The 26,582-nt window shown below is 67.9% G+C and carries 25 protein-coding genes; 11 read left to right on the top strand and 14 right to left on the bottom strand.

Translation table 11 applies throughout. The features are described from left to right. Positions 1-99: 99 nt before the first annotated feature. The 12 genes from E0H50_RS29640 to E0H50_RS29585 all read right to left on the bottom strand — a co-directional run bounded on the left by E0H50_RS29640 (position 100) and on the right by E0H50_RS29585 (position 12,323). Complete coding sequence (locus tag E0H50_RS29640) at positions 100-816, bottom strand: hypothetical protein (RefSeq protein ID WP_238151355.1); 717 nt, start codon at positions 814-816, stop codon at positions 100-102. Positions 817-1,009: 193 nt separating this feature from the next. Continuing rightward, positions 1,010-1,486 carry a hypothetical protein gene (locus E0H50_RS29635; RefSeq protein WP_131293826.1) on the bottom strand — a complete coding sequence of 159 codons (477 nt, stop codon included), beginning with the start codon at positions 1,484-1,486 and terminating at the stop codon, positions 1,010-1,012. A gap of 6 nt (positions 1,487-1,492) precedes the next feature. Then, on the bottom strand, positions 1,493-3,856 hold the full coding sequence (locus tag E0H50_RS29630; RefSeq protein WP_238151354.1) for a RelA/SpoT family protein: 2,364 nt from the start codon (positions 3,854-3,856) through the stop codon (positions 1,493-1,495). Positions 3,857-3,987: 131 nt separating this feature from the next. Continuing rightward, positions 3,988-4,527, bottom strand: coding sequence for an adenine phosphoribosyltransferase (locus E0H50_RS29625; protein WP_131293824.1), 540 nt, complete (start codon positions 4,525-4,527; stop codon positions 3,988-3,990). Further along, entirely contained in the window at positions 4,527-5,729 is a 1,203-nt protein-coding gene (secF, locus tag E0H50_RS29620) for a protein translocase subunit SecF (protein WP_131293823.1), read from the bottom strand. The genes E0H50_RS29625 and secF overlap by 1 nt, the downstream gene beginning before the upstream one ends. After that, positions 5,729-7,492, bottom strand: a complete 1,764-nt coding sequence (gene secD / locus E0H50_RS29615; protein WP_238151352.1) for a protein translocase subunit SecD — start codon at positions 7,490-7,492, stop codon at positions 5,729-5,731. The genes secF and secD overlap by 1 nt, the downstream gene beginning before the upstream one ends. Before the next feature lie 87 nt (positions 7,493-7,579). Beyond that, positions 7,580-8,077 carry a preprotein translocase subunit YajC gene (gene yajC, locus E0H50_RS29610; RefSeq protein WP_131293822.1) on the bottom strand — a complete coding sequence of 166 codons (498 nt, stop codon included), beginning with the start codon at positions 8,075-8,077 and terminating at the stop codon, positions 7,580-7,582. Positions 8,078-8,315: 238 nt separating this feature from the next. Beyond that, positions 8,316-9,368, bottom strand: coding sequence for a Holliday junction branch migration DNA helicase RuvB (gene ruvB, locus E0H50_RS29605; protein WP_131293821.1), 1,053 nt, complete (start codon positions 9,366-9,368; stop codon positions 8,316-8,318). Positions 9,369-9,371: 3 nt separating this feature from the next. Further along, a complete protein-coding gene (gene ruvA, locus E0H50_RS29600) occupies positions 9,372-9,974 on the bottom strand; it encodes a Holliday junction branch migration protein RuvA (protein ID WP_131293820.1) in 603 nt (200 codons plus the stop codon). Positions 9,975-9,996: 22 nt separating this feature from the next. After that, entirely contained in the window at positions 9,997-10,593 is a 597-nt protein-coding gene (gene ruvC, locus E0H50_RS29595) for a crossover junction endodeoxyribonuclease RuvC (protein WP_131293819.1), read from the bottom strand. A 72-nt stretch (positions 10,594-10,665) separates the two neighbouring features. Continuing rightward, entirely contained in the window at positions 10,666-11,838 is a 1,173-nt protein-coding gene (locus E0H50_RS29590) for a GNAT family N-acetyltransferase (RefSeq protein ID WP_238151351.1), read from the bottom strand. 26 nt (positions 11,839-11,864) lie between these two features. After that, complete coding sequence (locus E0H50_RS29585) at positions 11,865-12,323, bottom strand: hotdog fold domain-containing protein (RefSeq protein ID WP_131293818.1); 459 nt, start codon at positions 12,321-12,323, stop codon at positions 11,865-11,867. A gap of 83 nt (positions 12,324-12,406) precedes the next feature. Here E0H50_RS29585 and E0H50_RS29580 point away from each other — a divergent pair, with 83 nt between their 5' ends. From E0H50_RS29580 to E0H50_RS29530, 11 genes are all read left to right on the top strand, one after another. Beyond that, a complete protein-coding gene (locus E0H50_RS29580) occupies positions 12,407-13,294 on the top strand; it encodes an alpha/beta fold hydrolase (RefSeq protein ID WP_131293817.1) in 888 nt (295 codons plus the stop codon). Beyond that, complete coding sequence (locus tag E0H50_RS29575; RefSeq protein WP_131293816.1) at positions 13,291-13,680, top strand: VOC family protein; 390 nt, start codon at positions 13,291-13,293, stop codon at positions 13,678-13,680. The genes E0H50_RS29580 and E0H50_RS29575 overlap by 4 nt, the downstream gene beginning before the upstream one ends. 276 nt (positions 13,681-13,956) lie before the next feature. Then, entirely contained in the window at positions 13,957-14,973 is a 1,017-nt protein-coding gene (locus E0H50_RS29570; RefSeq protein ID WP_131293935.1) for a LacI family DNA-binding transcriptional regulator, read from the top strand. Next, positions 14,973-15,623: a DUF1961 family protein gene (locus E0H50_RS29565; protein WP_131293815.1), complete on the top strand. Its 651-nt coding sequence runs from the start codon at positions 14,973-14,975 to the stop codon at positions 15,621-15,623. Before E0H50_RS29570 ends, E0H50_RS29565 begins: the two co-directional genes overlap by 1 nt. Positions 15,624-15,744: 121 nt before the next feature. Further along, complete coding sequence (locus tag E0H50_RS29560) at positions 15,745-16,365, top strand: YesL family protein (protein ID WP_131293814.1); 621 nt, start codon at positions 15,745-15,747, stop codon at positions 16,363-16,365. Beyond that, positions 16,362-17,912: an extracellular solute-binding protein gene (locus tag E0H50_RS29555; protein ID WP_131293813.1), complete on the top strand. Its 1,551-nt coding sequence runs from the start codon at positions 16,362-16,364 to the stop codon at positions 17,910-17,912. Before E0H50_RS29560 ends, E0H50_RS29555 begins: the two co-directional genes overlap by 4 nt. A 3-nt stretch (positions 17,913-17,915) precedes the next feature. After that, on the top strand, positions 17,916-18,896 hold the full coding sequence (locus tag E0H50_RS29550) for an ABC transporter permease (RefSeq protein WP_131293812.1): 981 nt from the start codon (positions 17,916-17,918) through the stop codon (positions 18,894-18,896). Between the two features lie 9 nt (positions 18,897-18,905). Continuing rightward, positions 18,906-19,793 (top strand): carbohydrate ABC transporter permease, encoded by an 888-nt coding sequence (locus tag E0H50_RS29545; protein WP_131293811.1) that lies wholly within the window; start codon positions 18,906-18,908, stop codon positions 19,791-19,793. After that, complete coding sequence (locus E0H50_RS29540) at positions 19,790-22,336, top strand: exo-rhamnogalacturonan lyase family protein (RefSeq protein WP_131293810.1); 2,547 nt, start codon at positions 19,790-19,792, stop codon at positions 22,334-22,336. The genes E0H50_RS29545 and E0H50_RS29540 overlap by 4 nt, the downstream gene beginning before the upstream one ends. Then, positions 22,309-25,002, top strand: a complete 2,694-nt coding sequence (locus tag E0H50_RS29535; RefSeq protein ID WP_131293809.1) for an exo-rhamnogalacturonan lyase family protein — start codon at positions 22,309-22,311, stop codon at positions 25,000-25,002. The genes E0H50_RS29540 and E0H50_RS29535 overlap by 28 nt, the downstream gene beginning before the upstream one ends. Positions 25,003-25,071: 69 nt before the next feature. Next, the gene (locus tag E0H50_RS29530) at positions 25,072-25,860 is read left to right on the top strand and encodes a hypothetical protein (RefSeq protein WP_131293808.1); all 789 of its coding nucleotides are present in this window, start codon (positions 25,072-25,074) and stop codon (positions 25,858-25,860) included. Positions 25,861-25,888: 28 nt separating this feature from the next. Here E0H50_RS29530 and E0H50_RS29525 read toward each other — a convergent pair whose 3' ends face one another. Together E0H50_RS29525 and E0H50_RS29520 are read right to left on the bottom strand one after the other, a co-directional pair. Next, the gene (locus E0H50_RS29525; RefSeq protein ID WP_131293807.1) at positions 25,889-26,302 is read right to left on the bottom strand and encodes a type II toxin-antitoxin system VapC family toxin; all 414 of its coding nucleotides are present in this window, start codon (positions 26,300-26,302) and stop codon (positions 25,889-25,891) included. Beyond that, entirely contained in the window at positions 26,299-26,562 is a 264-nt protein-coding gene (locus tag E0H50_RS29520) for a CopG family transcriptional regulator (protein WP_131293806.1), read from the bottom strand. The genes E0H50_RS29525 and E0H50_RS29520 overlap by 4 nt, the downstream gene beginning before the upstream one ends. Positions 26,563-26,582 lie beyond the last annotated feature (20 nt).

The raw sequence follows: 26,582 nt of genomic DNA, 5'->3' as shown, positions 1-26,582 counted from the left end.
GCCGGGCGGGTGCGGTGCCGGGCGGGTGCGGTGCCGGGCGGGCGCGGCGCCGGCGGGTGCGGTGCGAGCCGAGGGCCGGACGGGTGGGGGCGGTTGGGGTTAGGTGCGGAAGCCGGCGTGGACGTGGTCGTGGTGGGTTTGGTCGGAGAAGTACGCGGTGCCGGATAGTTGGTAGGGGCCGCCAACGTTGTAGGAGCCCAGGGACTCGGTTGCGCGCATGTACGCCGTGACGAGTGCGCGGGAGGTTGACGGCGACACGACCGGGTGGCCGTCGATCTGCCAGGTGTCGAAGGCCCGGCCGCGGGGGTGGTCGCTCGGACGGTTGGTGCCGAACACGTTGGTCGGGTGACCGGAGCGGATCACGCTGACCCCGATCTGGTAGGTCTTCGCGAGCTCGAGCATCGTGGTGAGCACGGTGTCGTGGACCTGGCCCGAGCGGATGTCCGCGGCGGAAGCGGGCGGCAGCAGGATCTGTTCGCTGGCCAGCACCTGCCTCGCCGCGGCCGACAGGCTCGCAGCCGGCGCCCCGGGTTGCGCCGGGTGGGTCGCGGTCACTCGCCAAGTCCCCGACGACGCCTTGCTCAGTCGTACGTCGACCGTCGTACCGCCGCTGATCAGGCGGTTCTGCCGGATCGAGTACACGCGGTACGGCACCAGGACGCTGGCCGAGTCGCTCAAGATGCCGCCGTACTGGGCGTCGATCACCTCGATCACGGCCTGCGTTTCGGTCGGCTGCAGGAGCTTCACCACGGCCGCCACCGCGAGCCGCTTCACCTGTGGCTGGATCTCCCCCGGCCCCGGCGCCCAGGAGCGCACGGCTGGCAGCACAACCGTGGGTGCGGGAGACGGTGTCACCGGCGCACTGGACGCCGCAGGAGTCGACGGAACTGGAGTCGGACTCGGACTCGAGCTCGGCTGATTCTGAGCCGACGAATCACTGCACCCAGCCAGCAGTCCCGCACCCGCGATCAGAAACGCACGCCGCCTCATACCTGCAGTGTCCCCACCCTTACAAACAGAGCCTGCAGTCCGTGTAGTCGCCGAGATACAACCCATGCTCAGGGCAACGGACAAACGCAGCCTCCACCGGCTCCGGATCCCACAGCCGCGGCAGCTCAACCGGCTCGGCCGGCGGCCTGAACTCCAGAACCACCCGCTCGTACTCCCCCAGATACACCTCGACGTACGGCGGCTCGTAACTCAGCAACTCCCACCGGAACCGCGAAGCCGCCAACCGAACCACCCGCAACAGGAACGCCCGCTCCGCCTCCCACCCAGCACTCGACCACGGCAGCTCGTCCAGATCGAACCCGTCGTTCCCCAGCCCGATCCGGGAGTTGCACAGGAGTAACGCGAACCCACGCTCAAAATCCGTCTGCGCCAGCTCACACGCGGGCAGCGCAAGCACGTCCAGGAAGACCGCGGTCGCTCCGTTGGACAGCTTCAGCCCCGGCCCGTCGGCCGAGCCGCGGAACCAGTCGCCCACGGGGGCCTACTGCGTGACGCGGTAGACGTCGAAGACGCCCTCGACCGAGCGAACCGCCTTCAGCACATGCCCGAGGTGCGTCGGATCGCCCATTTCGAAGGTGAAGCGGGACTTCGCGATCCGGTCGCGGGTCGTGGTGAGGGCCGCGGACAGGATGTTCACGTGGTAGTCCGACAGCACCCGGGTGATGTCCGACAGCAGGCGGGCCCGGTCCAGCGCCTCGACCTGGATCGCGACCAGGAACACGGACTGCGCCGTCGGCGCCCACTCGACCTCGACGATGCGCTCGGGCTGGGTCTTCAGGTTCTCCACGTTCGCGCAGTCGGCCCGGTGCACCGAGACGCCCGCGCCGCGGGTGATCCAGCCGATGATCTCGTCACCCGGCACCGGTGTGCAGCACCGAGCGAGCTTCGACAGTACGTCGGTCGCGCCCTTGACGATGACACCGGCGTCGCCGCGCGCGGTCCGCTTCCGCCGCTCCTTGGTGGCCGGCAGCCGCATGCCCTCGGCAAGGTCCTCGGCCGCACCCTCCTCGCCACCGTACGTCTCGATGAGTCGCCGTACGACGGCCTGCGCGCTCACGTGCTGCTCGCCGACGGCGGCGTACAGCCCGGTGACGTCCGGGTACCGCAGCGAGTTCGCGACCGCGGTCAGGGTCTCGTGCGACAGCAGGCGCTGCAGCGGCAGACCCTCCTTGCGGAGCTGCTTCGCGATCGCGTCCTTGCCGTGCTCGATCGCCTCGTCGCGGCGCTCCTTGGAGAACCAGTGCTTGATCTTGTTCCGCGCACGCGGGCTCTTGACGAACGTGAGCCAGTCCCGCGACGGGCCCGCGCCCTGCGCCTTCGACGTGAAGACCTCGACGACGTCACCGTTCTCGAGGGTGCTCTCCAGCGGCACCAGGCGCCCGTTGACGCGGGCCCCGATACAGCGGTGGCCGACCTCGGTGTGCACGGCGTACGCGAAGTCCACCGGCGACGACCCGGTCGGCAGCGACATCACGTCACCGCGCGGGGTGAAGACGTAGACCTCGGCGTTGTTGATCTCGAACCGCAGCGAGTCGAGGAACTCCGACGGGTCGGAGGTCTCCCGCTGCCAGTCGACGAGCTGCCGCACCCACGGCATGTCGTTCGGCCCGCCGATCTCGGTGCTCGGCGCGGCCGGCGCGACCGACGACGGGTCCTCCTTGTACTTCCAGTGCGCGGCGATGCCGTACTCCGCGCGGCGGTGCATGGAGAACGACCGGATCTGCAGCTCGACCGGCTTGCCCTGCGGCCCGATCACCGTGGTGTGCAGCGACTGGTACATGTTGAACTTCGGCATCGCGATGTAGTCCTTGAACCGGCCGGGGACCGGGTTCCACCGCGCGTGCATGATGCCGAGGGCGGCGTAACAGTCGCGGACCGACTCGACCAGGACCCGGATGCCGACCAGGTCGTAGATGTCGCCGAACTCGCGGCCGCGGACGATCATCTTCTGGTAGATCGAGTAGTAGTGCTTCGGCCGGCCGGTGACGGTGGCCTTCACCTTGGCGAGGCGCAGGTCCTCGTGCACCTGGTCGATCACCGTCGCCAGGTACTCGTCGCGGGACGGCGCGCGCTCGGCGACCAGCCGGACGATCTCGTCGTACACCTTCGGGTGCAGGGTCGAGAACGCCAGGTCCTCGAGCTCCCACTTGATCGTGTTCATACCGAGCCGGTGCGCCAGCGGGGCGTAGATCTCCAGCGTCTCGCGGGCGATCCGCTCCTGCTTCTCCTGGCGCAGCGAGCCGAGCGTGCGCATGTTGTGCAGCCGGTCGGACAGCTTGATGACCAGCACCCGGATGTCCTTGGACATCGCGACGACCATCTTGCGGATCGTCTCGGCCTGCGCGGACTCGCCGTAGCGGACCTTGTCGAGCTTGGTGACGCCGTCGACCAGCATGGCGATCTCTTCGCCGAAGTCGCGGGTCAGGTCCTCGACCGTGTACGGCGTGTCCTCGACGGTGTCGTGGAGCAGCGCGGCACAGAGCGTGGTCGCGGTCATACCGAGCTCGGCGAGGATGGTGGCGACCGCGAGCGGATGCGTGATGTACGCGTCGCCGCTCTTCCGCATCTGGCCGGTGTGGTACTTCTCCGCGGTCCGGTAGGCGCGCTCGATCATGCCGAGATCGGCCTTCGGGTGGGTCGCACGGACCACCCGGAACAGCGGCTCGAGCATCGGCGCCCGGTTCGGGTGCCGGGTGCCGCCGAGGCGGGCGAGCCGGGCACGGACCCGGGCCGGCGCGATCCGCGGCGGCTGGGTGGCAGGCGGCGGCGATACGGGCGCCGGGCGCACCGGTGACGGCGCGCGCGGCGGCTCCTGCGGTACGGCGTTCGGCACCGCAGATGTCATCGCCGGGTCTTCGCCCACGTTGTGTCCCTCCGCCGACAGGGCACCAGTCTAGAGGCCAGCGTCCAGCGAGGCAGAACCGCCTGTGGACAACACGCCGGGTAAGCCTGCGATGACGGAGGGTTTACCCGAATTCAGACCGTGACGAGGGCGGCGACGGCCTCGCCGTCGAGGCGCTTGCGGCCCGGGAGGAACGACAGCTCCAGCAACACCGCCGTACCGAGGACCTCGGCGCCGCAGCGCCGGATCAGCCGCAGGCAGGCCTCGACCGTACCGCCGGTGGCCAGGACGTCGTCGATGACGAGCACGCGGTCACCGGGGGCGAACGCGTCCTGGTGCACCTCGATCGTCGCCTCGCCGTACTCCAGCGCGTACGACTCCTCGTACGTCGCCGCGGGCAGCTTGCCCTTCTTCCGCACCGGCACGAACCCGGCGCCGAGCGCGAGCGCGACCGGGGCCGCCAGGATGAACCCGCGCGCCTCGATCCCGACCACCTTGTCGACGACCGGCCGGCCGTCGTCGTCCTTCCCGACGGCCGCCAGCGCCTCGACGACCTGGCCGAAACCGGTGTGGTCGGCCAGCAGCGGGGTGATGTCCTTGAACACCACCCCCGCCTGCGGGTAGTCCGGGATGTCGCGGATACCGTCCGCGAGGACCTGCTCGAGCGACCGCATCACTTACCGCGCTTCGACCGCGGCTTGCGGGTCGGCTGCGGACGCCCCGCGGCCGCTGCCTTCATCGGCCGCGACGACGGCGTCGGAGCCGTCCCGGTCGCCCGGTCCGCCTTCCGCGGCGTGTCCTGCCGCGTCGAATCCTGGACGCCGGAACGCGCCGCCGCACCCGCTGGGGCCCCGGCCGTCGCCACGCTCACCGGAGCGGCCGCAGCGGCAGCGAGCTGCGCCTTCTTCGCGGACACCCGCTTGCTCAGCGCCTGCATCCCCGGCTCGCGCTCCTTGAAGACCGCGAGCAGCGCCGGCGCGATGAAGATCGACGAGTACGCACCGATCGCAACACCGACGAACAGCGCCAGCGAGAGGTCCTTCAGCGGGCCGGTGCCGAGCACCACCGTGCCGACGACCAGGATCGCGCCGATCGGGAGCAGCGCGGTGACCGTCGTGTTGATCGACCGGACCACGGTCTGGTTGACGGCCAGGTTGGTCGCGTCCGAGTAGGTGTAGCGGTTCGACCCGGTGATACCGCGGGTGTTCTCCCGGACCTTGTCGAACACGACCACGGTGTCGTACAGCGAGTAACCAAGGATCGTCAGTACGCCGATCACCGTGGCCGGCGTGACGTCGAAGCCGATCAGCGCGTACAGCCCGACCGTGATCGTGACGTCGTGGACCAGCGCGATGATCGCCGCCATCGAGGCCTTGGCTTCCCGGAAGTAGAGCCAGATCACCCCGAACACCAGGACCAGGAACACGATCAGCGCCAGGATCGCCTTGTTCGCGATCTGCTGGCCCCAGGAGGCGCCGATCTGCTGCGAGGTGACCTGCTCGGCCGGGATACCGGCCTCCTTGGCGATCGCCGCGCGCACGGTGCCGATGTCGTTCTGGGCCAGCGGCTTGGTCTGGACCCGGACCTTCTCGTTGTTGATCGTGGTGACGACCGGGTCACCGAGGTCCTTGGCGTCGGTCGCCTTCACGGCGTCGCCGAAGTCCTGGACGGTGCTGTCGGTGACCTTGACCTTGGCCTCGTACTCGACGCCGCCCTTGAACTCGATCCCGAGCGCCAGGCCGCGGACGAACAGGCCGGCCAGCGAGATGATGACCAGGACCGCCGAGAGGCTGAACCAGAACTTGCGGTGGCCGATGAAGTCGTAGGAAACCTCACCACGGTGCAGCTTGGCACCGATCTGTCCGAGCTTCGACATCAGACCTCCCCTCCGACCGGCTTGCGCGTCGACGGCGTCTTCCGCGGCCGGGCCGACGGTTTCGTCTGTCCGGGCAGCCGTTCGACGCCCAGATGCTCCGGGTCCAGTCCGGACAGCTTGTGCCCGTGACCGAAGAAGTCGGTCCGGGCCAGCAGCGTGACCAGCGGCTTGGTGAACAGGAACACCACGACCAGGTCGATCAGCGTGGTCAGGCCGAGCGTGAACGCGAAGCCCTTCACGCTGCCGATCGCCAGTACGTACAGCACCAGCGCGGCGAGCAGCGAGATCGAGTCGGCGGCGATGATCGTGTGCTTGGCGCGGGCCCAGCCGGTCTCCACGGACGAGCGCAGGCTGCGGCCCTCACGGACCTCGTCCCGCAGTCGTTCGAAGTAGATGATGAACGAGTCCGCGGTGATACCGACAGCCACGATCAGACCGGCGATACCGGCCAGCGTCAGCGTGAACCCGATCGCCTTGCCGAGCAGGATCACCAGCGCTCCGGTGAGCAGGCCGGCGGCCGCGAGCGAGAGCACCACCACGAGACCGAGACCGCGGTAGTACAGGAAGCAGAACACGACGACCAGCGCCAGGCCGATGATCCCGGCCCAGATACCGGCGGAGAGTTGGTCGCCACCGAGCTGCGGCGACACGGTCTCGACCGAGGAGATGTCGAACTTGATCGGCAGCGCGCCGTACTTCAGCACGTTCGCCAGGTCGCGGGCCTCGGCCTCGGTGAAGGTACCGGTGATCTGCGCCTGACCGCCCGGGATCGGGCTGTCCACGCTCGGGGTCGAGATGGTCTCGCCGTCGAGCACGATCGCGAACAGGTTCTGGCCCTGGCCGCGCTGCGAGATCGCCGTGGTGGCCTTGAGGAACTTTTCGCCGCCCTCACCGGTGAACTTCAGGTTCACCTGCCACTGCAGGCCGTTCTGCGGGATGCCGGCGGAGGCGTCCGACAGGTCGGTGCCGTTCAGGATCGCGGGGCCGAGCAGGTACTTGTAGGTGCCCTGGCGGTCGCAGGAGAAGATCGCCTTGCTCGGGTCGTCGAGCTGCTTGTCACCGCACTTGTACGTCGCGAACGCCGCCTGCGTGGCCGCGTCCGGGGTGTAGTTCAGCCCGTCTCCCCCGGCAGCCGGCGTCGACGGCGTGGCAGAAGGCGTAGCGGACGGCGTGGCGCTCGGCTTCGCGGTCGGCGTCGTACTGGCCTTGGGGGTCGGCGTCGGCGTCGCCCCGCCCAGCGCGCTGGACCAGGCCCGGCCCTTCGGCGTGCTGCTGGCCGGGGTGCTCGGCTTGATCGTGGTGCTCGGTTTCGGCGTCGTACTCGGTTTCGGCGTCGTACTCGGTTTCGGGGTGGCCGACGGGGTCGGCGTCGGCTGCGGTGCAACGGCGTCCGCGCTGTAGACCACCCGGAAGTACAGCAGCGCGGTCTGACCGACCTGCGACACCAGGGATTCCTTCGTGGCGCCCGGCACGGCCACGTTGATGTGGTTCGCGCCGGAGGTGGTGATGTCGGACTCGGCGACACCCGCCCCGTTGACCCGCTGGCCGATGATGTTCTTGGCCTCGTTCAGCTGCTCGGCGGTGACCTTGCCGGTGCCGTCGAACGTGCTGGCGGTCAGCGTGATGGTCGTACCGCCCCGCAGGTCCAGCCCGAGCTTGGGCGACCAGGTCTTGGTCAGGGCCATGATCCCGAACAGCAGAACCACGACCACCAGCAAGCCGATCAGGCTCCGCCCGGGGCGGGATGTCGAACTCGTTGCCACGTCAGTTTCAACCTTTGTACTTCTGGGCGCGCCGCACCGTCAGGTGGACGCCGAACGCCGCGCCGCAGGCCGTTGTTGGGACGGAAATCAGTTCTCGGTGTGCGTCGGCGGCAGCTTCGGCGTGTCCTGGACCTTGCCGTCGGCCTTGTCACCGGCCTTACCCGCATCCGGTACGTCGACCTTCGCCGCGTCGTCGTCAGCGGTCTTGCCGGCGTCGGCGGTCTCGTCGGCCGTGGTGGCCTCAGCGGTCTCGGTGACCTCGGCGGACTCGGCCTCGTCGGCGGTCGCGTCCTCTTCCGGGAGCACCCGGCCGATCGCGGCCTTGACGACCTGGACCAGGACGCCCTCGGAGATCTCCAGCGTCACGTACTCGTCGTCGGTCTCCTCGACGATGCCGACCAGGCCGCTGGTGGTGATCACCTTGGTGCCGGGCGTGAGTGCGGCGACGGTCTGTGCCTGCCGCTCACGCTGCTTACGCTGGGAGCGGCTCATGAACCAGATCATTCCGACGATCAGGATCAGCGGCAGCAGCAGCGTGATGCCGCCACCCCCGGAGGAGGCCATCGGTACGGCGAGGAGTTGCATCGGGTCTCAGAATCCTTCGTCGGCTCGGTTGTAAGGCGTGCACCGCGCGAATGCGCAGGTCGCGGTGGAAGACCGGGAGGTCAGACCACCGGGGAGTCTAACGCCGCGCGTCAACAACTACCGCATGACGCCGGGTCACGTTTGCGTTACTCACTACTGCTCGCTACGCAGTGTCTACGTTCCGGCACCGGCAGAGGTTCCCCCGGCGGTCGTCGTGTTCAGTTGCGGTTGAACTCCTTCAGTCCTCATCGGTGTCGAAGAGCGTGTCCGCGAACGTCGCGCCCTTCGGGACCTTGAGCCCGATGTGCCGCCAGGCCGCGGGCGTGGCGACGCGACCACGCGGCGTACGGGCCAGGTAGCCCGACCGGACCAGGAACGGTTCGGCCACTTCCTCCACAGTCTCACGTTCCTCGCCGACCGCAACCGCCAGCGTGGAAAGACCGACCGGCCCGCCCCCGAATCGGCGGCACAACGCGTCCAGAACCGACCGGTCCAGCCGGTCCAGCCCCATCTTGTCCACCTCGTAGAGATCCAGGGCGGCCTTCGACAGCGCGAGTGTGATGATGCCGTCCGCGCGGACCTCGGCATAGTCACGGACCCGGCGGAGCAGCCGGTTCGCGATCCGCGGCGTACCGCGGGAACGGGACGCGATCTCGGTCGCGCCCTCCGGGGTGATGTCGACCTCGAGCAGCGCGGCCGACCGGTTCACGATCTTCTCCAGCTCGGCGGCTTCGTAGAACTCCAGGTGGCCGGTGAACCCGAACCGGTCCCGCAGCGGCCCGGGCAGCAGACCGGCCCGCGTGGTCGCGCCGACCAGGGTGAACGGCGGAATCTCCAGCGGGATCGCGGTCGCACCCGGCCCCTTGCCGACGATCACGTCGACGCGGAAGTCCTCCATCGCCATGTACAGCAGCTCTTCCGCGGGCCGCGACATCCGGTGGATCTCGTCCAGGAACAGGACTTCGCCCTCGCTCAGCCCGGACAGGATCGCGGCCAGGTCGCCGGCGTGCTGGATCGCCGGACCGCTGGTCACCCGCAGCGGAGCGGCCATCTCGCTGGCGATGATCATCGCCAGCGTCGTCTTGCCCAGGCCAGGCGGACCGGACAGCAACACATGGTCGGGCGTGCGGCTACGCCCACGCGCGGCATGCAGCACCAACTCGAGTTGCTCGCTGACGCGACGTTGACCGCCGAACTCGGCCATGGTTCGCGGCCGGAGCGCGGACTCGATCTTGCGTTCCTCGAGATCGACCGCGTCCGCGGAGACCAGGGGCCTGACGTTGTCTTCCATGCGTTACGCCTTGGAGAGCACGCGCAGCGCGGCGCGCAGCAGGTCGGGGACGGACGGGTTCGGGCTGTCGGCGGCGAGCGGCGAGACCGCGGTGACCGCGTCCTCGGCATCGCGCGCGGACCAGCCGAGACCGACCAGACCGGCCTGCACCTGGTCGCGCCACGCCTCCTGCGCCTGCAGCGGCCGGCCCGTCACCGTCCTGGACGGCGCACCGATCTTGTCCTTCAGCTCGAGCACGATCCGCTGTGCACCCTTCTTCCCGATGCCCGGAACCTTCACCAGTACGGCGAGATCCTCGGTCGCGACCGCCTGCCGCAGCTGGTCCGGGTTCAGCACCGCGAGCGCGGCCTGAGCGAGCTTCGGCCCGACGCCGGACGCGGTCTGCAGCAGCTCGAACAGGTTCTTCGCGTCGTCGTCGGCGAACCCGTACAGCGTCAGCGAGTCCTCACGAACCACCATCGACGTGGCGATCCGCGCCTCCTGTCCCGGGCGCAAACCGGCCAGCGTGCCCGGGTCGCAGTACACCTGCAGGCCGATCCCGCCGACCTCGACCACGGCACTGTCCAGTCCGATGGCCGCCACCGGTCCCCGCACAAAGGCGATCATCGCCAACCTCCCGTTTCCGTGCTCACCGCTTGCCCTGCTGGGCCGCCACCGCGGCCCGCAATCTCGCCACCTGCAACCGCGATTGTGCCTGCGCCAAGGCCTCCATGTTCGCCCGGCTGCTCGCGGCCTGCTGCAGCTTGCCGGCCACCCCGCCGCGCCACACCTGGCAGATCGCCAGGGCCAGCGCGTCCGCGGCGTCCGCGGGCGTCGGACGCTCGCTCAGCTTGAGGATCCGGGTGACCATCGTGGTCACCTGCTCCTTGTCCGCACGGCCGGATCCGGTGACCGCGGCCTTCACCTCACTGGGCGTGTGCAGGGCGACCGGCAGCCCGCGCCGGGCCGCGACGACCATCGCGACCCCCGATGCCTGCGCCGTACCCATCACTGTCCGGACGTTGTGCTGCGCGAACACCCGCTCGACCGCGACCGCGTCCGGCTGGTGCCGGGCGATCCACTCGTCGAGCTCTCTCTCGATCAGCACGAGCCGCTTGGAGACGTCCAGGTCGGCCGGCGTCCGGATCACCCCGACGGCGACCAGCGCCGGCGGCTTCCCCGGTGTCCCCTCGACGACGCCGAGGCCGCACCGGGTCAGACCCGGGTCGACGCCGAGAACCCGCATGAACACCTCCGAACGTTTGTTCGACAACCCTAGTCTTCGGTGATGTGCCTTTGGAAATCGGCGCGCCGGGACTCAGAAGTCGTCGAGCATGTACGCCGCCGGCCCGCCGAAGACCGCGTCGAACGCCGAGTCCGCGAGGGCTGCTCCCCCGGTGACCAGTCCGGTACCGCGCAGGGTGGCCAGCGGCGTACCGGCGTACAGCGCCGCCAGTCCGCGCGGACCGACCCGGAGTGCGTCGTCCGACGGCTCTCTTGCGGTGAGGGAGGCTGATCCGTCGCTGATCGAGAGGTGCCAGTCGCCGGTGTTCGCGGGCAGCTCGGGGTCGTCGATCCGCAAGTCGGCCTCGAGTACGACGCCGTCCGGGAAGCCCCGTCCCGCAAGGGCTGCCGGAGCGTCCACAAGGCGGAGCATCCACCGGTTCTGCCAGGACTTGCCGAGCGCCTCGTGCTCCACCAACAGGTGGATCGGATCGAACGGCGGGCAGCACGCCTCCACCGTCTTCGCGATCGACGCACCGGAGCCGACGGTCGCCCACAGCGCGCGTGCGGTCTCCTCCGACCCGGCAATGAGCTCCTCGACGGCGAGGTTGCGGTCCTTCCACTTGTAGACGACGAAGCCGTCCTCGGCCACGTACGCGAAGTTGCTCTCGTCCTCCAGCCAGGACTCGACCTCGGTACGCGGCCAGATCAGCGGACCGTTCGAGCGTCGCGTCTCGTGCGCCTTCGCGGCGAGCTCCAGGAAGAGGTCGGCGTCGTCGCGGCCCGCCCTGCGCACCGCCGTACCGTTGCCTCTGCTGGTGCCGCCCAGGGTCCGCAGGTCGGCGGCCTCGAACGTGTAGAGGTGCCGGCTGCCCGCGAACTCGTACCCGAGATGCCGGTACAGCACGGTGGTCGCCGGATACAGCGCCGTCAGCGGATAGCCCTTCTCCGCGCACACGTTGAGTACGGCGCGCATCAACAGGCTGCCGACCCCGCGACCGCGGTACTCCGGTGCGACGACAACGCCGGCCACACCGCCCATCGGCACTCGGCGCCCGCCCCACCACTGCTCATGCGGCCAGACCCGCGCCGCCGCGACCAGCTCGTCACCGTCGACGACACCGAGGTACCGCCCGTCGACGATGAACGACCGTGCGCTCTTCTTCCACTCGTCGCGGTCACCACCCATCCCGAACGACCGCGCCCGCACCTGCCACACCGAGTCCAACTGCTCCTCGGCAACCTCCACCACCCGCAGCTCAGTCACGCCGAGACCTTACGTCGTACGGCTGCCTATTGCTTGTCAGTTACCCAGAGGTGGATGGTGCCTTCGACGACCACCGTGCCGTCGTCGCGGGTCGCCTTCACCCGCACCGGAACGTCCGGGCCCGCGGTCCAGGTGTCCGGATCGGTCTCCGCCGTACACGTCAGGTCGGACGTCGACTTGGCCAGGTACGCGACCTCCATCCCCTTCGGCAGCCACCGCTTCCCGGCCGGCACGGTCGCCTCCGCCAACGCTCCCATCGCCGCCTCGAGACCGTTGCACACAGCAATCGCATGCACGGTCCCGATGTGATTCAGCACCGCCCGCCGCTTCGGCAACGTCAGCGCCGCGTAGTTGGGACTCACCTGCACGAACCGAGGCCGCACCGACCGAAAGTACGGCGCCTTCCAGGTGAACCCCCAAGAGAACACCCGCACCCCACCCGGCACGCCCCGCAACCGCTCCCACAACCCCAGCACCTGACTCATACCCGCATGTTACTCACGAGTCACATGCCGAGTGAAGAGCACCGCGAGTATCGTCATCGCCCCAGCACCTGAGGAGGAGCCTGATGGATCAGCCGCGGACCGTGTCGACGCCGGTGCTGGACATCGCCTACGAGACCGCTGGGGCCGGTGACGGGCAGGTCGTCGTACTGCTGCACGGCTTTCCGTACGACGTTCGTTGCTACGACGGTGTGGTGCCGGTTCTGGCCGACGCCGGGATGCGCGTGGTGGTTCCGTACCTCCGGGGCTACGGGCCGACCCGCTACCGCAGCGCAGACGTCATGCGTTCTGGTCAGCAAGGCGCGCTCGGGCAGGACCTGCTCGATCTGCTCGATGCGCTCGAGATCGAACGCGCCGTCGTGGGCGGCTTCGACTGGGGTGGCCGGGCGGCCTGCATCGCGGCCGCGGTCGCACCCGAGCGTGTTGCCGGCCTGGTGACAGTGGGCGGGTACAACATCCAGGACATCGCCCACTCTGCCGAGCCCGCGACGCCTGAGGCCGAGAGCGCCGCCTGGTACACCCACTACTTCCTCACCGACCGTGGGCGTGCCGGGTTGGAGCAGTACACAGACGAGCTCTGCGGACTGCTGTGGCGGCAATCGTCGCCGACCTGGGCGAACGCCACCACGGCCTTCGCCGTCAGCGCACCCAGCCTGCACAACCCTGACTTCATCGAGACCGTCATTCACTCCTATCGGCACCGTCGCGGCATGGCTCCCGGCGACCCGCGCTACGACCGCCTCGAGGAGCTGCTGGCGTCCGCACCGAAGATCACCGTGCCGACCGTGGCGCTGGACGCCCTGGCCGACGGCCTTGGCCCCGACGACTCCAGCCCCGACGAACCCCTCTTCACCGGCGGCTTCGACCGCCGCGAGCTGCCAGGCATCGGTCACAATCCTCCCCAGGAAGCCCCCGAATCCTTCGCCCGAGCAATCCTGGACGTCGCGCCATGACCAACGGACTTCTCCAGCGCGTAGACGCAGTACAGGTACCCGTACCGAGCCTGGACGACGGCATCCAGTTCTACGTCGACAAGCTCGGCCATCGGTTGAAGTGGCGCAACGACAACGTCGGCCAGGCCGGCCTCGAGCTCCCCAACGGCGACAGCGAACTGGTACTCACCGAACACCTCGCCTACGAACCCAACTGGCTCGTCGACAACGTCGAAACCGCAGTAACCACCTTCACAACGGCCGGCGGCACCATCATCAGTCCCCCCACAGACATCCCGGTAGGCCAAGTCGCCGTCGTACAAGACCCCTTCGGCAACATCCTCGTACTCGTAGACCTATCCAAAGGCCTCTACCAGCCAGACGGCGCCATCACCCACTCCGTCTGAACCCACCGGACAACCGCCGCGGGAGTGCGGGAGACGAATATCTGGTTCGCCCCCCTCACCGCAGGGAAGTGCACCGCTGGTCCTTTCAGGTGGGTGGCAGTCCCCAGCCCCGTGCCGAACTGGTGGCTGCGGACAGGCACTGGTGACTGGAGACATGCTATTTCCTGTTCACAGTCCCCACGGCCTGTTCCCGGATGCCTCAGGTCGGTGATTTAGACGATTCAATTGGGGCTGGTTAGACTGCGGGTGACCGATGACGCTGCTGGACGGGGGACGATGGGGACGCCCAGCATCAAGGAGGTTGCGCAGCGGGCCGGGGTTTCGGTGGGGACTGTGAGCAACTTTCTCAATCGGCCGGGGATCGTGGCGCCGGAGACGCGGCAGCGGGTGCAGGACAGCATTCAGGCGCTCGGGTTCGTGCGGAACGAGGCGGCGCGGCACCTGCGGGCCGGGCGCAGCCGGACCGTCGGGCTGGTGGTGCTCGACGTGACGAACCCGTTCTTCACCGATCTCGCCGAAGGCGCCGAGGCGTTGGCGTACGAGCACGACACCGTGGTGATGCTCTGCAACAGCAAGACCGACCCGGTGCGCGAGGGACATCACCTCGATCAGCTGGAGCAGCAGCGCGTGATGGGCATCCTGATCACCCCGTTCGACAGCACCGATCCGCGGCTCACCGCACTGGTCGACCGCGGTACGCCGGTGGTCCTGGTCGACCGTACGGCGGACCGCGGGCTGTGCTCGGTGTCGGTCGACGACCAGCTCGGCGGACGTCTCGCCGGGAACCACCTGATCGAGTCGGGCCATCGCCGGATCGCCTTTATCGGTGGGCCGTTCACGATGCAGCAGGTGGCAGATCGCCGGGCCGGGATCACCGCGGTCGTCGAGGAGGCGGGCGGTGTCGACCTGCAGCACCACGAGGTCGACGTGATGGGCGTGGTCGAAGGTCGCGCGATCGGTGAACAGCTCGCCGCGCTGCCGGCGCGTTCGCGTCCGACCGCGGCGTTCCTCGCCAACGACCTGCTCGCGCTCGGATTCCTGCAGGGGATGGCGGTCGCCGGCCTGCGGGTTCCGCGGGACATGGCGATCGTCGGGTACGACGACATAGATTTCGCCCGCGCCGCCGCCGTACCGCTGTCGTCCGTGCGGCAGCCGGCCGAGTTGCTCGGGCGGACCGCGATGGAGCTGCTGCAGGAAGAGGTCGAGTCGGCCGAGCGGCACCGGCATCGTCAGGTGATCTTCCAGCCGGACCTGATCGTCCGCGAGTCCAGCGACTTCCAGCGCCGCCGCTGATGCAGCGCGACGACGAGCACGTGCTCTACGAGAACCCGCTCGCGTCGGTGGCCGATCTCGACGGCTTCCGGCTGGAGGGCGACGGCGCGACGTCGTTCCCGCTCGGGCGGCTGCGCCTGGAGAGTGTGCGCCCCGCGGCGGACGGCCAGGACGCGAACGTCGTGCTGTGGTGCCCGGAGGACTTCCCGCCGGACGTGACGATCGAGTGGGATTTCTGGCCGATCCGCGAACCCGGTCTGTGCATCCTGTTCTTCCACGCCAAGGGCCGCCACGGCGAGGATCTGTTCGAGCTGCGGCCGCGCACCGGGCCGTACGAGCAGTACCACCACGGCGACCTCGACACCTACCACGTCTCGTACTTCCGCAGACGCTGGCCGGCCGAGCGCGCCTTCCACACCTGCAACCTGCGCAAGAGCTACGGATTCCACCTCGTCGCGCAGGGCGCCGACCCGATCCCGGACGTCGCCGACGCCGACGGCCCGTACCACCTCCGGCTGACCGTCCACAACGGCGAGATCACGTTCGCGATCAACGACCTGGTCAGCTTCACCCATCACGACCAGGACCCGCTCGCCGGCGGCAAGCTCGGCTTCCGCCAGATGGCACCCCTGATCGGCGAATACGCGAACCTGCGCGTCACCCACTCCTGACCCCCGCGTTCGCGCAGCCCCGTGACCAGTCTCCGACAAACGCTTTCCCAAGCCTTGACATTGAGACGATTCAACCATACGGTCACAACACTTTTCGCCCCGAAACAAGGCAGGAACCGGCATGGGCACTGGCTGGGCCATCAGGCTGTACGACGCTGCGGACGAGGTCCTTTGGGTGATCAAGTTGAACGCCCTGTGGATCCTCTTCACGGTGCTCGGCGGGATTGCGCTGGGTATCGGCCCGGCCACGCTCGCGGCCTATTCGCTGGCCAGACGCAGGTCATCCGATGAATCGTTTCACGCCTTTCCTGCCTTCCGTACCGCGTTCCGCCAGGAGTTCCGCCGCGGCACGCTCGTCGTACTCCCCCTGGTCGCGGTCGCCGTCGTTCTCGTCGGCAACTACCTGTACTTCGCCGCGCTCGGGGCCGCAGTCCCCCGCCTGGCCAGCCTCACGGCGCTCGTCGCGCTCGGGCTGATCGCGGCGTACGCGCTCCCGATGGCCGTGCACTACGACCTCGGGATCCGCATGTTGTTGCCCAAGGCATCGCTGGTCGCGCTCGCGCGGCCGGCGTCGTCCCTGGTCCTGCTGTTCGTCGCGGTGTCCATCGCCTTCGTGTCGGTGAAGTTCCCGGTCTTCGGGTTCGTTCTGGCCGGCGGCGCCTGGATCCAGCTCGACACCTGGCTCTGCTTGCGCTTCTTCGCCGAGAACGAGGCGCGCCTGCACCTGAAAGGGAACCAATGACCATCTTCTCCCCACGGCGCATCGCCGTCGCCGCCGCGCTGTCGACGGCCTTGCTCGCCGCCTCCGCCTGTTCCGGCGGTGGCGACGACAAAGGCGGCCAGGCCGCCAGTACCGAACTCACGGTGATGACCAAGTTGTTCGGCACCGCGCCGGATCCGAACGGCGAACTCCAGCAGGCGGTCGAGAAGCTGATCGGCAAGAAGCTCAAGATCACCTGGGTGCCGAACGCGGAGTACGGCGACAAGGCGAACGTCACGCTCGCCTCGGACAACATCCCGGACGTGATGACGGTGAACGAGAAGAGCCCCTCGTTCGTCAAGGCCGCCGAAGCCGGCGCGTTCTGGGACCTGACCGGCAAGCTCGACAAGTACCCCAACCTGAAGCCGGCCAACGAGCAGACCGCGAAGAACTCGCAGACCAACGGCAAGACCTACGGCATCTACCGGGTCCGGCCGCTGCTGCGCTCCGGCATCGTGATCCGCAAGGACTGGCTGGCCAAGCTCGGTCTGCAGGAGCCGAAGACCGTCGACGACCTGTACGCGATCGCCAAGGCCTTCACCGAGAAGGACCCGGACGGCAACGGCAAGAAGGACACCTACGGCCTGATCATCCCGAAGTGGCCCGGCAACTACGCCAGCGCCAGCCCGTACGACGTGGTCGAGACCTGGTTCGGTGCGCCGAACGGATGGGGCGAACGCGACGGCAAGCTGGTACCCGGCTTCGACACCCCGGAGTTCCTGGCGGCGAACCGGTGGCTGCGCACGTGGGTACAGGAAGGCCTGGTCAACCCGGACTTCGCCACCCTGGACAGCGCGAACTGGAACGACCCGTTCGTGCAGGGCAAGGGCGGCATGATCATCGACGTGAACGTTCGGGCCACCCAGCTCCTCGACCTGTTCAAGGAGAAGAACCCGAAGGACTTCGACAAGGTCACCCTGGTCGGCAACCTGGCGGGCCCGGACGGCGAGAAGCACTCCTACCCGTTCACCGGCTACAACGACGTCCTCGCGATCTCCAAGCAACACATCCGGACCGACGAGCAGCTCGATGACGTGCTGAAGACGCTGGACAAGCTCGAGTCCAAGGAGGGCTCGATCCTGCTCACCAACGGGATCGAGGGCCGCAACTTCAAGGTCGAAGGCGAGTACGCCGTACCGATCAACCAGGAGGACCCGAAGGTCAAGGCGATCCAGAACGACGTGGACAAGGCGTTCATCCAGCTCGGGACCCGGGCCAGCGTCGGCACCGGCGCCTACCAGCTGCGGCCGGCGGACGAGGCCAGCCGCAAGATGCGGGAGAAGTTCGACGTGCTGATGAACGAGGACCTGAAGACCGCGGTCTTCAACCCGGCGCTCGGCTTCGTCGCCCCGACCGCGGTGGCGAAGGGCCAGACCATCGACACGATCGTCCCGGACGCGCGGATCAAGTACCTGTCCGGTGCCATCACCGAGGACCAGCTGAAGGCGCAGATCAAGCGCTGGTACGACAGCGGCGGCACGGACATCGCCAAGGAGATCAACGACCTGTCCGCGAAGGCCGGCGGCTGATCGATGGCCACTGACCTCGTCCCCGAGGTGGCGCAACCGGCCGCGGGCTCCCCGCGGCCGGCGTCCACCCAAAGGCGCAAACGGCGTACGCCGAACTTCTGGCGCTACCGCTGGCTGTACCTGTTGCTGCTGCCCGGTCTCGCGTACTTCGTGGTGTTCAAGTACCTGCCGATGTACGGACTGACCATCGCGTTCAAGGACTACGTACCGTTCCTCGGCTACTCGGGGAGCGAGTGGGTGGGGCTGAAGCACTTCCAGGAGCTGTTCACCGGACCCGACTTCGGCCGGCTGCTGTTCAACACGCTGCTGCTCGCATTGTTGACAATCCTCTTCGTGTTCCCGGCGCCGATCGTCGTCGCGTTGCTGCTGAACGAGCTCCGGGTCAACGTCCTGAAGCGGTCCGTGCAGTCGCTGGTCTACATTCCGCACTTCCTGTCGTGGACGATCGTTGCCTCGCTCACCTATCTGCTGTTCTCGGTGGACTTCGGTGTGATCGCGAACTGGATCCACGGTCTCGTCGGCGGGCAGAAGACCGACTACGTGGCGCAGGCGGACTGGTTCCGCCCGCTGATCGTGCTGCAACTGCTGTGGAAGCAGACCGGCTGGGGCACGATCATCTATCTGGCGGCGCTGGCAGGCGTGGACTCGCAGCTGTACGAGGCCGCTCGCGTGGACGGCGCCGGCCGGTGGCGGCAGTTCTGGCACATCACGTTGCCGGCGATCCGGCCGACGATCGTGGTGATGGCGATTCTGACGTCCGGGCATCTGATGGACTCCGGGTTCGAGCAGATCTGGCTGATGACCACGTCGCTGAACCGTGACGTCGCGGACGTGTTCGACACGTTCGTGTACTACATCGGCATCACCCAGGGCTCGTTCAGCTACGCGACCGCGGTCGGCCTGTTCAAGGGCGTCGTCGGCGTCGTGCTGATCTTCGGCTCCAACTTCCTGGCCAAGCGGCTCGGCCAGCGCGGCCTGTTCTGAGGAGGCGGAATGAAACAACGAGTGCGGTACTACGACTCCGTCGGCAGCCGTGCCTTCGACGTGCTGAACGTCGTGTTCCTGACCGGCCTGGCCGTCGTCACGGTACTTCCGCTGCTCTACGTGCTCGCCGGGTCGTTCGCGACCGAGTCCGAGATCAGTTCGCGGCCGTTCTTCCTGTGGCCGCACAAGTTCGTCACCGACACGTACCACTACATCTTCTCCACCGACACGTTCGTCCGGGCGTTGCTGACCACGGTCGGCGTGACCGCGGTCGGCACGGTGATCCAGTTGCTGCTGACGCTGACCATGGCCTATCCGCTCGCGAAGAAGTTCCTGCCGGGGCGGGCGCTGGTGCTGAACCTGGTGATCTTCACGCTGGTGTTCAGCGGCGGCATGATCCCGACGTACCTCGTCGTACGGGATCTGGGGTTGCTGGACAGCTACTGGGCCCTGGTCCTGCCGCTGGCGATCAACCCGTTCTACCTGATCGTGGTGAAGAGCTTCTTCCAGGAGTTGCCGGAGGCGCTCGAGGAAGCGGCCCGGATCGACGGGTGCAACGAGCTGAACGTGTTCCTGCGGATCGTGCTGCCGTTGTCGAAGCCGATCATCGCGACGTTCTCGCTGTTCTACGCGGTCGGGATCTGGAACGACTACATGTCGCCTTTGCTCTACATCGACGACAGCAAGAAGTGGACGCTGCAGATGATCGTCCGCCAGCTGACCGCGGCGAACGCGGACTCGGCGAACGTGCTGCAGCAGCTGGAGACGGTGACGTTCCCCGAGCAGGGCCTGAAGTTCGCGGTCGTCGTGGTCGCGACGCTCCCGATCCTGTTCTTCTACCCGTTCCTGCAGAAGCACTTCGCGAAGGGCGTCCTGATCGGATCGGTGAAGGAATGACTACGTTGCAATGGCTGGAAACTCCTTGTCGACAAGGTGTTTCCTGGGGTGTCCCCTGGGCCCGGGGCACGGTTGCCGAGGGCACCGAGTTTGCGTTGGCCGACGGTACGCCGGTGCAGAGCTGGACGACCGCGACGTGGCCGGACGGCTCGGTGAAGTGGTCCGCGCACGCGATCGGGCCGTCCGAGCGGCCCGAGTCGTCGTACGAGCTGGTCGTCGGTGCACCCGCGCCGCCGGCCCAGCGCGTACAGGTGGAACGGGCCGATGACGAGGTGCGGATCACGACCGGACCGGTCGCGTGGGTTCTCAGACCGCCTGGGTTGATGGCGTCGATCAGCTACGACGGTCAGGAGATTGTGCGGGACGTCCGGCTGGTGAGTTTGCGGCAGAACGCTCCGGACGACGACCTGGGCGCGACGCGGACGCAGACGACGGCGATTGTTGACAATCTCATTGTCGAGCAGGACGGGCCGGTGCGCGCCGTCGTCCGGCTCGAAGGCAAGCACGGTGACTGGCTGCCGTTCTCCATCAGGCTGTACTTCTACGCGGGCGCTGCCGACGTACGGATCGTCCACAGCTTCGTCTGGGACGGCGATCCGGACCGGGACTTCCTGGCCGGTCTGGGGCTCAGCGCGGACGTGGTGATGCGCGACGAGCCGCATAACCGCCACGTCCGGCTCGCGGGTCCTTCCGGGTTCCTGACCGAGGCAGTGCGCGGTCTGACCGGTCTGCGTCGCGATCCGGGTGAAGAGGTACGACGTACCCAGGTCGCCGGCGGTACTGTCGAGGCGATCCCCAACCCGGAGGTGGCCGACCGCCTGCACCTCATCCCGCAGTGGAACGACTACACCCTCGACCAGACCAGCGCGGACGGTTTCACGCTGCGCAAACGCACCGGCGCGGGACAGGGGTGGATCACCATCCCGTCCGGCACCAGGGCGCCCGGCTACGGGTACGTCGGTGGCGTGAGCGGCGGACTGGGCTTCGGGCTCCGTGACTTCTGGAAACTGCACCCGACCAGGCTGGACATCCGCAACGCAGCCACCGACGTGGCCACGGCAACGGTGTGGATGTGGTCGCCCAGCGCACCGGCCATGGACGTGCGCTACTGGCACGACGGCATGGACCAGGACACGTACGAAGAACAGCTCGAAGGACTCGAGATCACCTACGAGGACTACGAACCCGGCTTCGGCAACGCGCACGGTGTCGCCCGTACGCATGAGCTGAGTCTGCGCATCCACAGCACCACACCATCAACCGAGGAACTTTCGGAACACGTAGCACTGCTCAACTCGCCTGGGCTGCTCACGGTCTCTCCTGCGCGTTTGCTAGAGGCAGGTGTGTTCGGCACCTGGAGTCTGCCCACCGCAGACCACCAGGACATTGAGGCCCGGCTGAACTTCCTCTTCCAGTACTACGTCGGTCAGCGAGAGCAACGCCGCTGGTACGGGTTCTGGGACTACGGCGATGTCATGCACACGTACGATCGCGACCGGCACACGTGGCGGTACGACGTGGGCGGGTTCGCCTGGGACAACTCGGAGCTCTCCCCCGACCTGTGGCTCTGGTACCAGTACCTGCGGACCGGACGGGCCGACGTGTTCCGCTTCGCCGAGTCGATGACACGGCACACCGGAGAGGTCGACGTACATCACCTGGGCCGCTTCAAGGGCCTGGGGTCGCGGCACAACGTCCAGCACTGGGGCTGCAGCTGCAAGCAGGTCCGGATCTCCAGCGCGATCTACCGGCGCTTCTACTACTACCTGACCGCGGACGAGCGGACAGGTGACCTGATGGACGAGCTGGCGACCATCGAGGAGACCTTCCTCGGCACAGACCCACAGCGCAAGGTACGACCGGACGTCTACTCCCCCGACCCGCATGCGCTGTCCATCGAGCTGGGCGTGGACTGGGGTGCCTTGGCCGCTGCGTGGCTCACGCGGTGGGAGCGCTACGGAGACGAGCGAGCGCGAGCGCGGCTGCTGGGCACGATGTCCGACATCGCCGCGCTGCACTACGGCTTCCTGACCGGCAACGCACGGCTGGACGTGTCTACCGGCCGTTTCGACACCAGCAGGCGGGGAATCGCCGTGTCCCACCTGTCCTCACTCTTCGGGCTGCCCGAGATCTGTTCCGAGCTCATCGACCTGGACCTCGACGTACCGGGGTTCGAGAAGGCCTGGCTCGACTACTGCCGGCTGTACCTGCTCTCGCCCGAGGAGCAGGCCGCTGAGCTCGGACAGCCGTTGCAGGGCATCTCGCAAGAGCTGGCCCACAGCCGGCTGGCCGCGTACGCCGCAGCGCGCACCGGCGACCAGGAGCTGGCCCGGCTGGCCTGGCGGAACTTCTTGGTGGACAACGCCGAGTGGAAGACCACTCCCGTCGACGGCGCGCTGATGCCGGCCGACGAGGCCGCGTTCATCAGCACCAACGGCGCGTCGCAGTACGCGCTGGCAGCGATCCAGAACCTGTCCCTGATCCCCGCACACCGGAATGACAGAGGTGGAACGGCATGGAGGTCTCAAGACGCACAGTCCTAGCAGGTATGGCCGCAGTGCCCGCGGTCTCCCTGCTGGACAACATCCAACCTGCAACTGCCGCGGAGGTGCAGGAAGTGAAGCTCACCTGGCTCGAAGGCAAGCCCACTACGGCGGCTGTCACCACCTGGGGTACGCCGTGGCCGAAGGGCGCCGTACCAGCGAACCAGTCGTTCGCGCTGAAGTCGGCGGACGGAGCCGACGTACCACTCCAGAGCTGGCCGACCGCCTACTGGCCGGACGGCTCGCTCAAGTGGAGTGCGCACGCGATCGCGGTGGACGCACCTGCTGAGTCGTACACGCTCGGCCCGGGTACGGCGACCGCGCCCGCGCGACCCGTCACGGTCAAGAACGAGAAGCTGTACGTCGACGTCGACACCGGCGTGATCCGCACCCGCATCCGCAAGAGCGGGCCGGAGGTGGTCAGCCAGATCTGGCGTGGTGACGTTCTGATCGCCCACAAGGGCGTGCTCGTGAACCTGAAGCAGGACAGGATCGCCGAGGACGAGACCGGTGGCGCTGTCCGGGACCGGTACGAGAGCGACATCCAGAAGGTCAGCGTCGAGCAGGCCGGACCGGTCCGCGCGGTGGTGAAGGTGGAGGGCCGGCACAAGTCGCGCAAGGGCCTGACCTGGTTGCCGTTCTCGGTCCGGCTGTACTTCGTCGCCGGTGCGGAGAACGTGCGGATGGTGCACACGTTCGTCTACGACCGCGACGGGCAGAAGGACTACATCGCGGGTCTCGGCGTGCGCTTCTCGGTGCCGATGCGCGACGCGGCGTACGACCGGCATGTGCGGTTCGTCGGCGAGGGGCACGGGATGGTGTCCGAGGCGGTGAAGGGCATCACCGGCCTGCGCCGCGACCCGGGCGCCGTCGTCCGGGCCGCGCAGATCGCCGGGACCAAGCTGCCCGATCCCGCGACCTGGGACCAGCGGGTGACGACGCGGCTGCAGTACATCCCCGAGTGGGGCGACTACTCGCTGAGCCAGCTGACCGCGGACGGGTTCGCCGTGAAGAAGCGCACCAAGAAGGGCTACGGCTGGGTCTCGGTCGACCAGGGCAAACGCGCCTCCGGGCTCGGGTACGTCGGTGGCGTGAGCGGCGGATTCGCCTTCGGGCTCAGGGACTTCTGGCAGCGGCACCCGACGCAGCTGGACATCCGGAACGCGGCGACCGAGGAAGCCGAGGTGACCGTGTGGCTGTGGTCGCCGGAGGCCGGTGCGATGGACACGCGGTTCTACCACGACGGCATGGGCCAGGACACCTATCCGGAGCAGCTCGAGGGACTCAACATCACCTATGAGGATTACGAGCCCGCGTTCGGTACGCCGTACGGCATCGCCCGTACCTCCGAGCTGACGTTCTGGGCACTGGAGGCGACACCCTCGGCTGCACGGCTGGGTGACCTGGCCGACCAGGTGCGGACGCCGCCGCAGCTCATCAACCCGGTGGATCAGCTGGTGAGCTCCCGGGTCTTCGGTGGGCTGTTCTCCCCGGTGGACCGGTCGGTGCCGGCCAAGAAGGCGATCGAGGACCACCTGGACTTCCTGTTCGACTACTACCGCGAACAGGTCGAGTCGCGGCACTGGTACGGGTTCTGGGACTACGGCGACATCATGCACACGTTCGACGAGGACCGGCTGGTGTGGCGGTACGACGTCGGCGGGTACGCGTGGGACAACTCGGAGCTGTCACCGGACCTGTGGCTCTGGTACGCGTTCCTGCGGTCTGGGCGTGCCGACATCTTCCGGTTCGCGGAGGCGATGACACGGCACACCGGTGAGGTCGACGTGTACCACCTGGGTCAGTGGGCCGGCCTGGGTACGCGGCACGGCGTACAGCACTGGGCGGACAGCGCGAAACAGCAGCGGATCAGTACGGCGGCGTACCGGCGGTTCTACTACTACCTGACGGCTGACGACCGTACTGGCGACCTGCTGTCGGAGCTGGTGGACTCGGACAAGACGTTCCTGGTGCTGGACCCGCTCCGGAAGATCAGGACCGAGCCGTACACACCTGATCCGCATGCGCTGTCCATCGGCCTCGGCACGGACTGGAGCGGTCTGGCTGCTGCCTGGCTGACCGAGTGGGAGCGGCAAGGACCCAAGGCGGCCGTGGCGAAGGCCAAGCTGCTCGGGACGATGGAAACGATCGGGGCGATGCCGAACGGGTTCGTCACCGGCAGCGGACTCTACGACCTCGACACCGGACGCTTCGCACCTGTGGCCGAGAAGATCGTCAGCGTGTCCCATCTGAGCGCCATGTTCGGCGAGGTGGAGATCTGCGCCGAGCTGATCGACCTGGTGGAGATGCCCGCATTCGAGGCCGCGTGGCTGCAGTACTGCCGTTTGTTCAACGCGACCCGCGCAGAGCAGACAGCAGAGTGCGGGGCGTACTTCGGCAACCTCATCCTGCGGCAGGGGCACGCGCGACTCACGGCGTACGCCTCGGTCCGCCTGAACCGCGACGACCTGGCCGCCCGCGCCTGGTCGGAGTTCTACAAGGGTGACGGCTACGCGCCGACGCTCCCCTGGACCGCCGAAGACGTCACCAGCACCCTCAACCCCACCCAGGCCGCCAAGTGGATCTCCACCAACACCACAGCGCTCTACGGCCTCGCCGCCATCCAAACCCTCGCCCTGGTCGGAGACCAGATCGTCGACCCGTAACAACTTTTCGGGCACTTCCTGCATCTCTCTCAATATCTGCACTGGGGAGTGCGGGAGGGGGAGCGGGAGATGTTGATACGTCGTACGGCGATCTGCGCGGTGGTGGGTGTGCTGGCTGGACTTGTCGCTGGTTGCCAGGGATCTGACCCGGCAACCAGCGACTCGCTGGGGACTACGCCGACGCCCACACCGACGGTGACGTCCGTTACGCCGTCTCCGGTGGTGACACCGTCTCCCAGTACGCCGGCGAGCACGATCGCCGGGCTGTCCGCAGCGAAGATCCTGAGCAAGGCTCAAGCCGCCGCGAAGGCCGCGACCAGTGTGCGGATGAAGGGGGCGATGTCGGACGGGGGCGACCGGATCGTGCTGGACATCCGGCTCGGTCAGGCGGGTGGTCAGGGCACGATGAGCATCAACGGCGCCGCGTTCTCGCTGATCGTCCTGGACAAGACGGCGTACCTAAAGCTCAGTGACAAGTTCTGGCGTGCCCAGATCAAGGACAAGGCCGACGCGGACGCCGTGATCGGGCTGGTCGCGGGCCGCTGGATCAAGACGTCCTTGACCGACAAGGATCTCGGTGAGCTCGCGGCGTTCGCGAGCAAGCCAAAGTTCTTCGACACGCTGTTCGAGCCGACCGGCACGCTCCGCAAGACCGCGACCCGAACCGTCGACGGCGTCACCGCGATCGGTCTCCGCGACACCGACGGCACCCTCTGGGTCGACACCGTCACCGCGCGCCCGGTCCGCCTCGAGTCGTCCGGCGCCGACGCGGTGACGTTCACCGAGTACAACCAGGCCACCACGCCGAAGGCCCCGCCGGCCGCCCAGGTGATCGACGGAAAAGCCCTCGGGCTGTGAGGCGCGCCTGAGCAGCGCGTGGCACGACTCAGATCTTGATCACGGTAACCCGGCCGTCGCAGAGCCGAGCAAGATCATCGGGATCGCTGGTCAGCGCCGTGACCGGCCCAGGTGCGGCGAGCGCGGTCGCACACACCATCGCGTCGATGGCGTACCTGTGGCCGTGCAACCCCGCATCGCTCAACAGCGCGATCGCCACTCCCGCGATCAACTCGGTCACCGGCTCCACGATGATCCGCGACAGGGTCCACTCGAGAGCGGGCCTCCTGATCCGCGGATGCACCACCTCGATGAGAGTTGCTGCGCTGGCGATGACCCGCATGTCCTCGTCGCGAGCGAGGGCCAGCCACTCCATCACGTCGCGATCCCGCAGAACTGCTCGGGCGAGTCCCTCACTGTCGAGGATCAGACTGCCGCCTGGCGTGGCGACCGAAGGAGTCATGCAGCGCTCGTGCCGGAACCGTGCTGATCCTGACGCGCACGCCGAAGCTGTTCACGCTTGGCCTGGATCGCTTCCTCGGAGATGCGACCATGCTCGGCCTCACCGGCCGCGATCAGCTCGTTGAGATCGTCCCGCTCGACCTGACGGGCCACCGCGGCCGCGACGTACGCCGACAGACCCGACGGTCCGCTCCGCGCCCGGGCCGCGTCCGCGATCTCCCGTGGCATGGTGATCGAGTACTTTCCGGTAGTCTCACTCATGCTCCTGATCCTACCATCGA

It is taken from the genome of Kribbella sindirgiensis, assembly GCF_004331435.1.
Lineage (GTDB): Bacteria > Actinomycetota > Actinomycetes > Propionibacteriales > Kribbellaceae > Kribbella > Kribbella sindirgiensis.
Note: the sequence above shows the minus strand (reverse complement) of the source record. Positions and strands in the feature narration are given on the sequence as shown.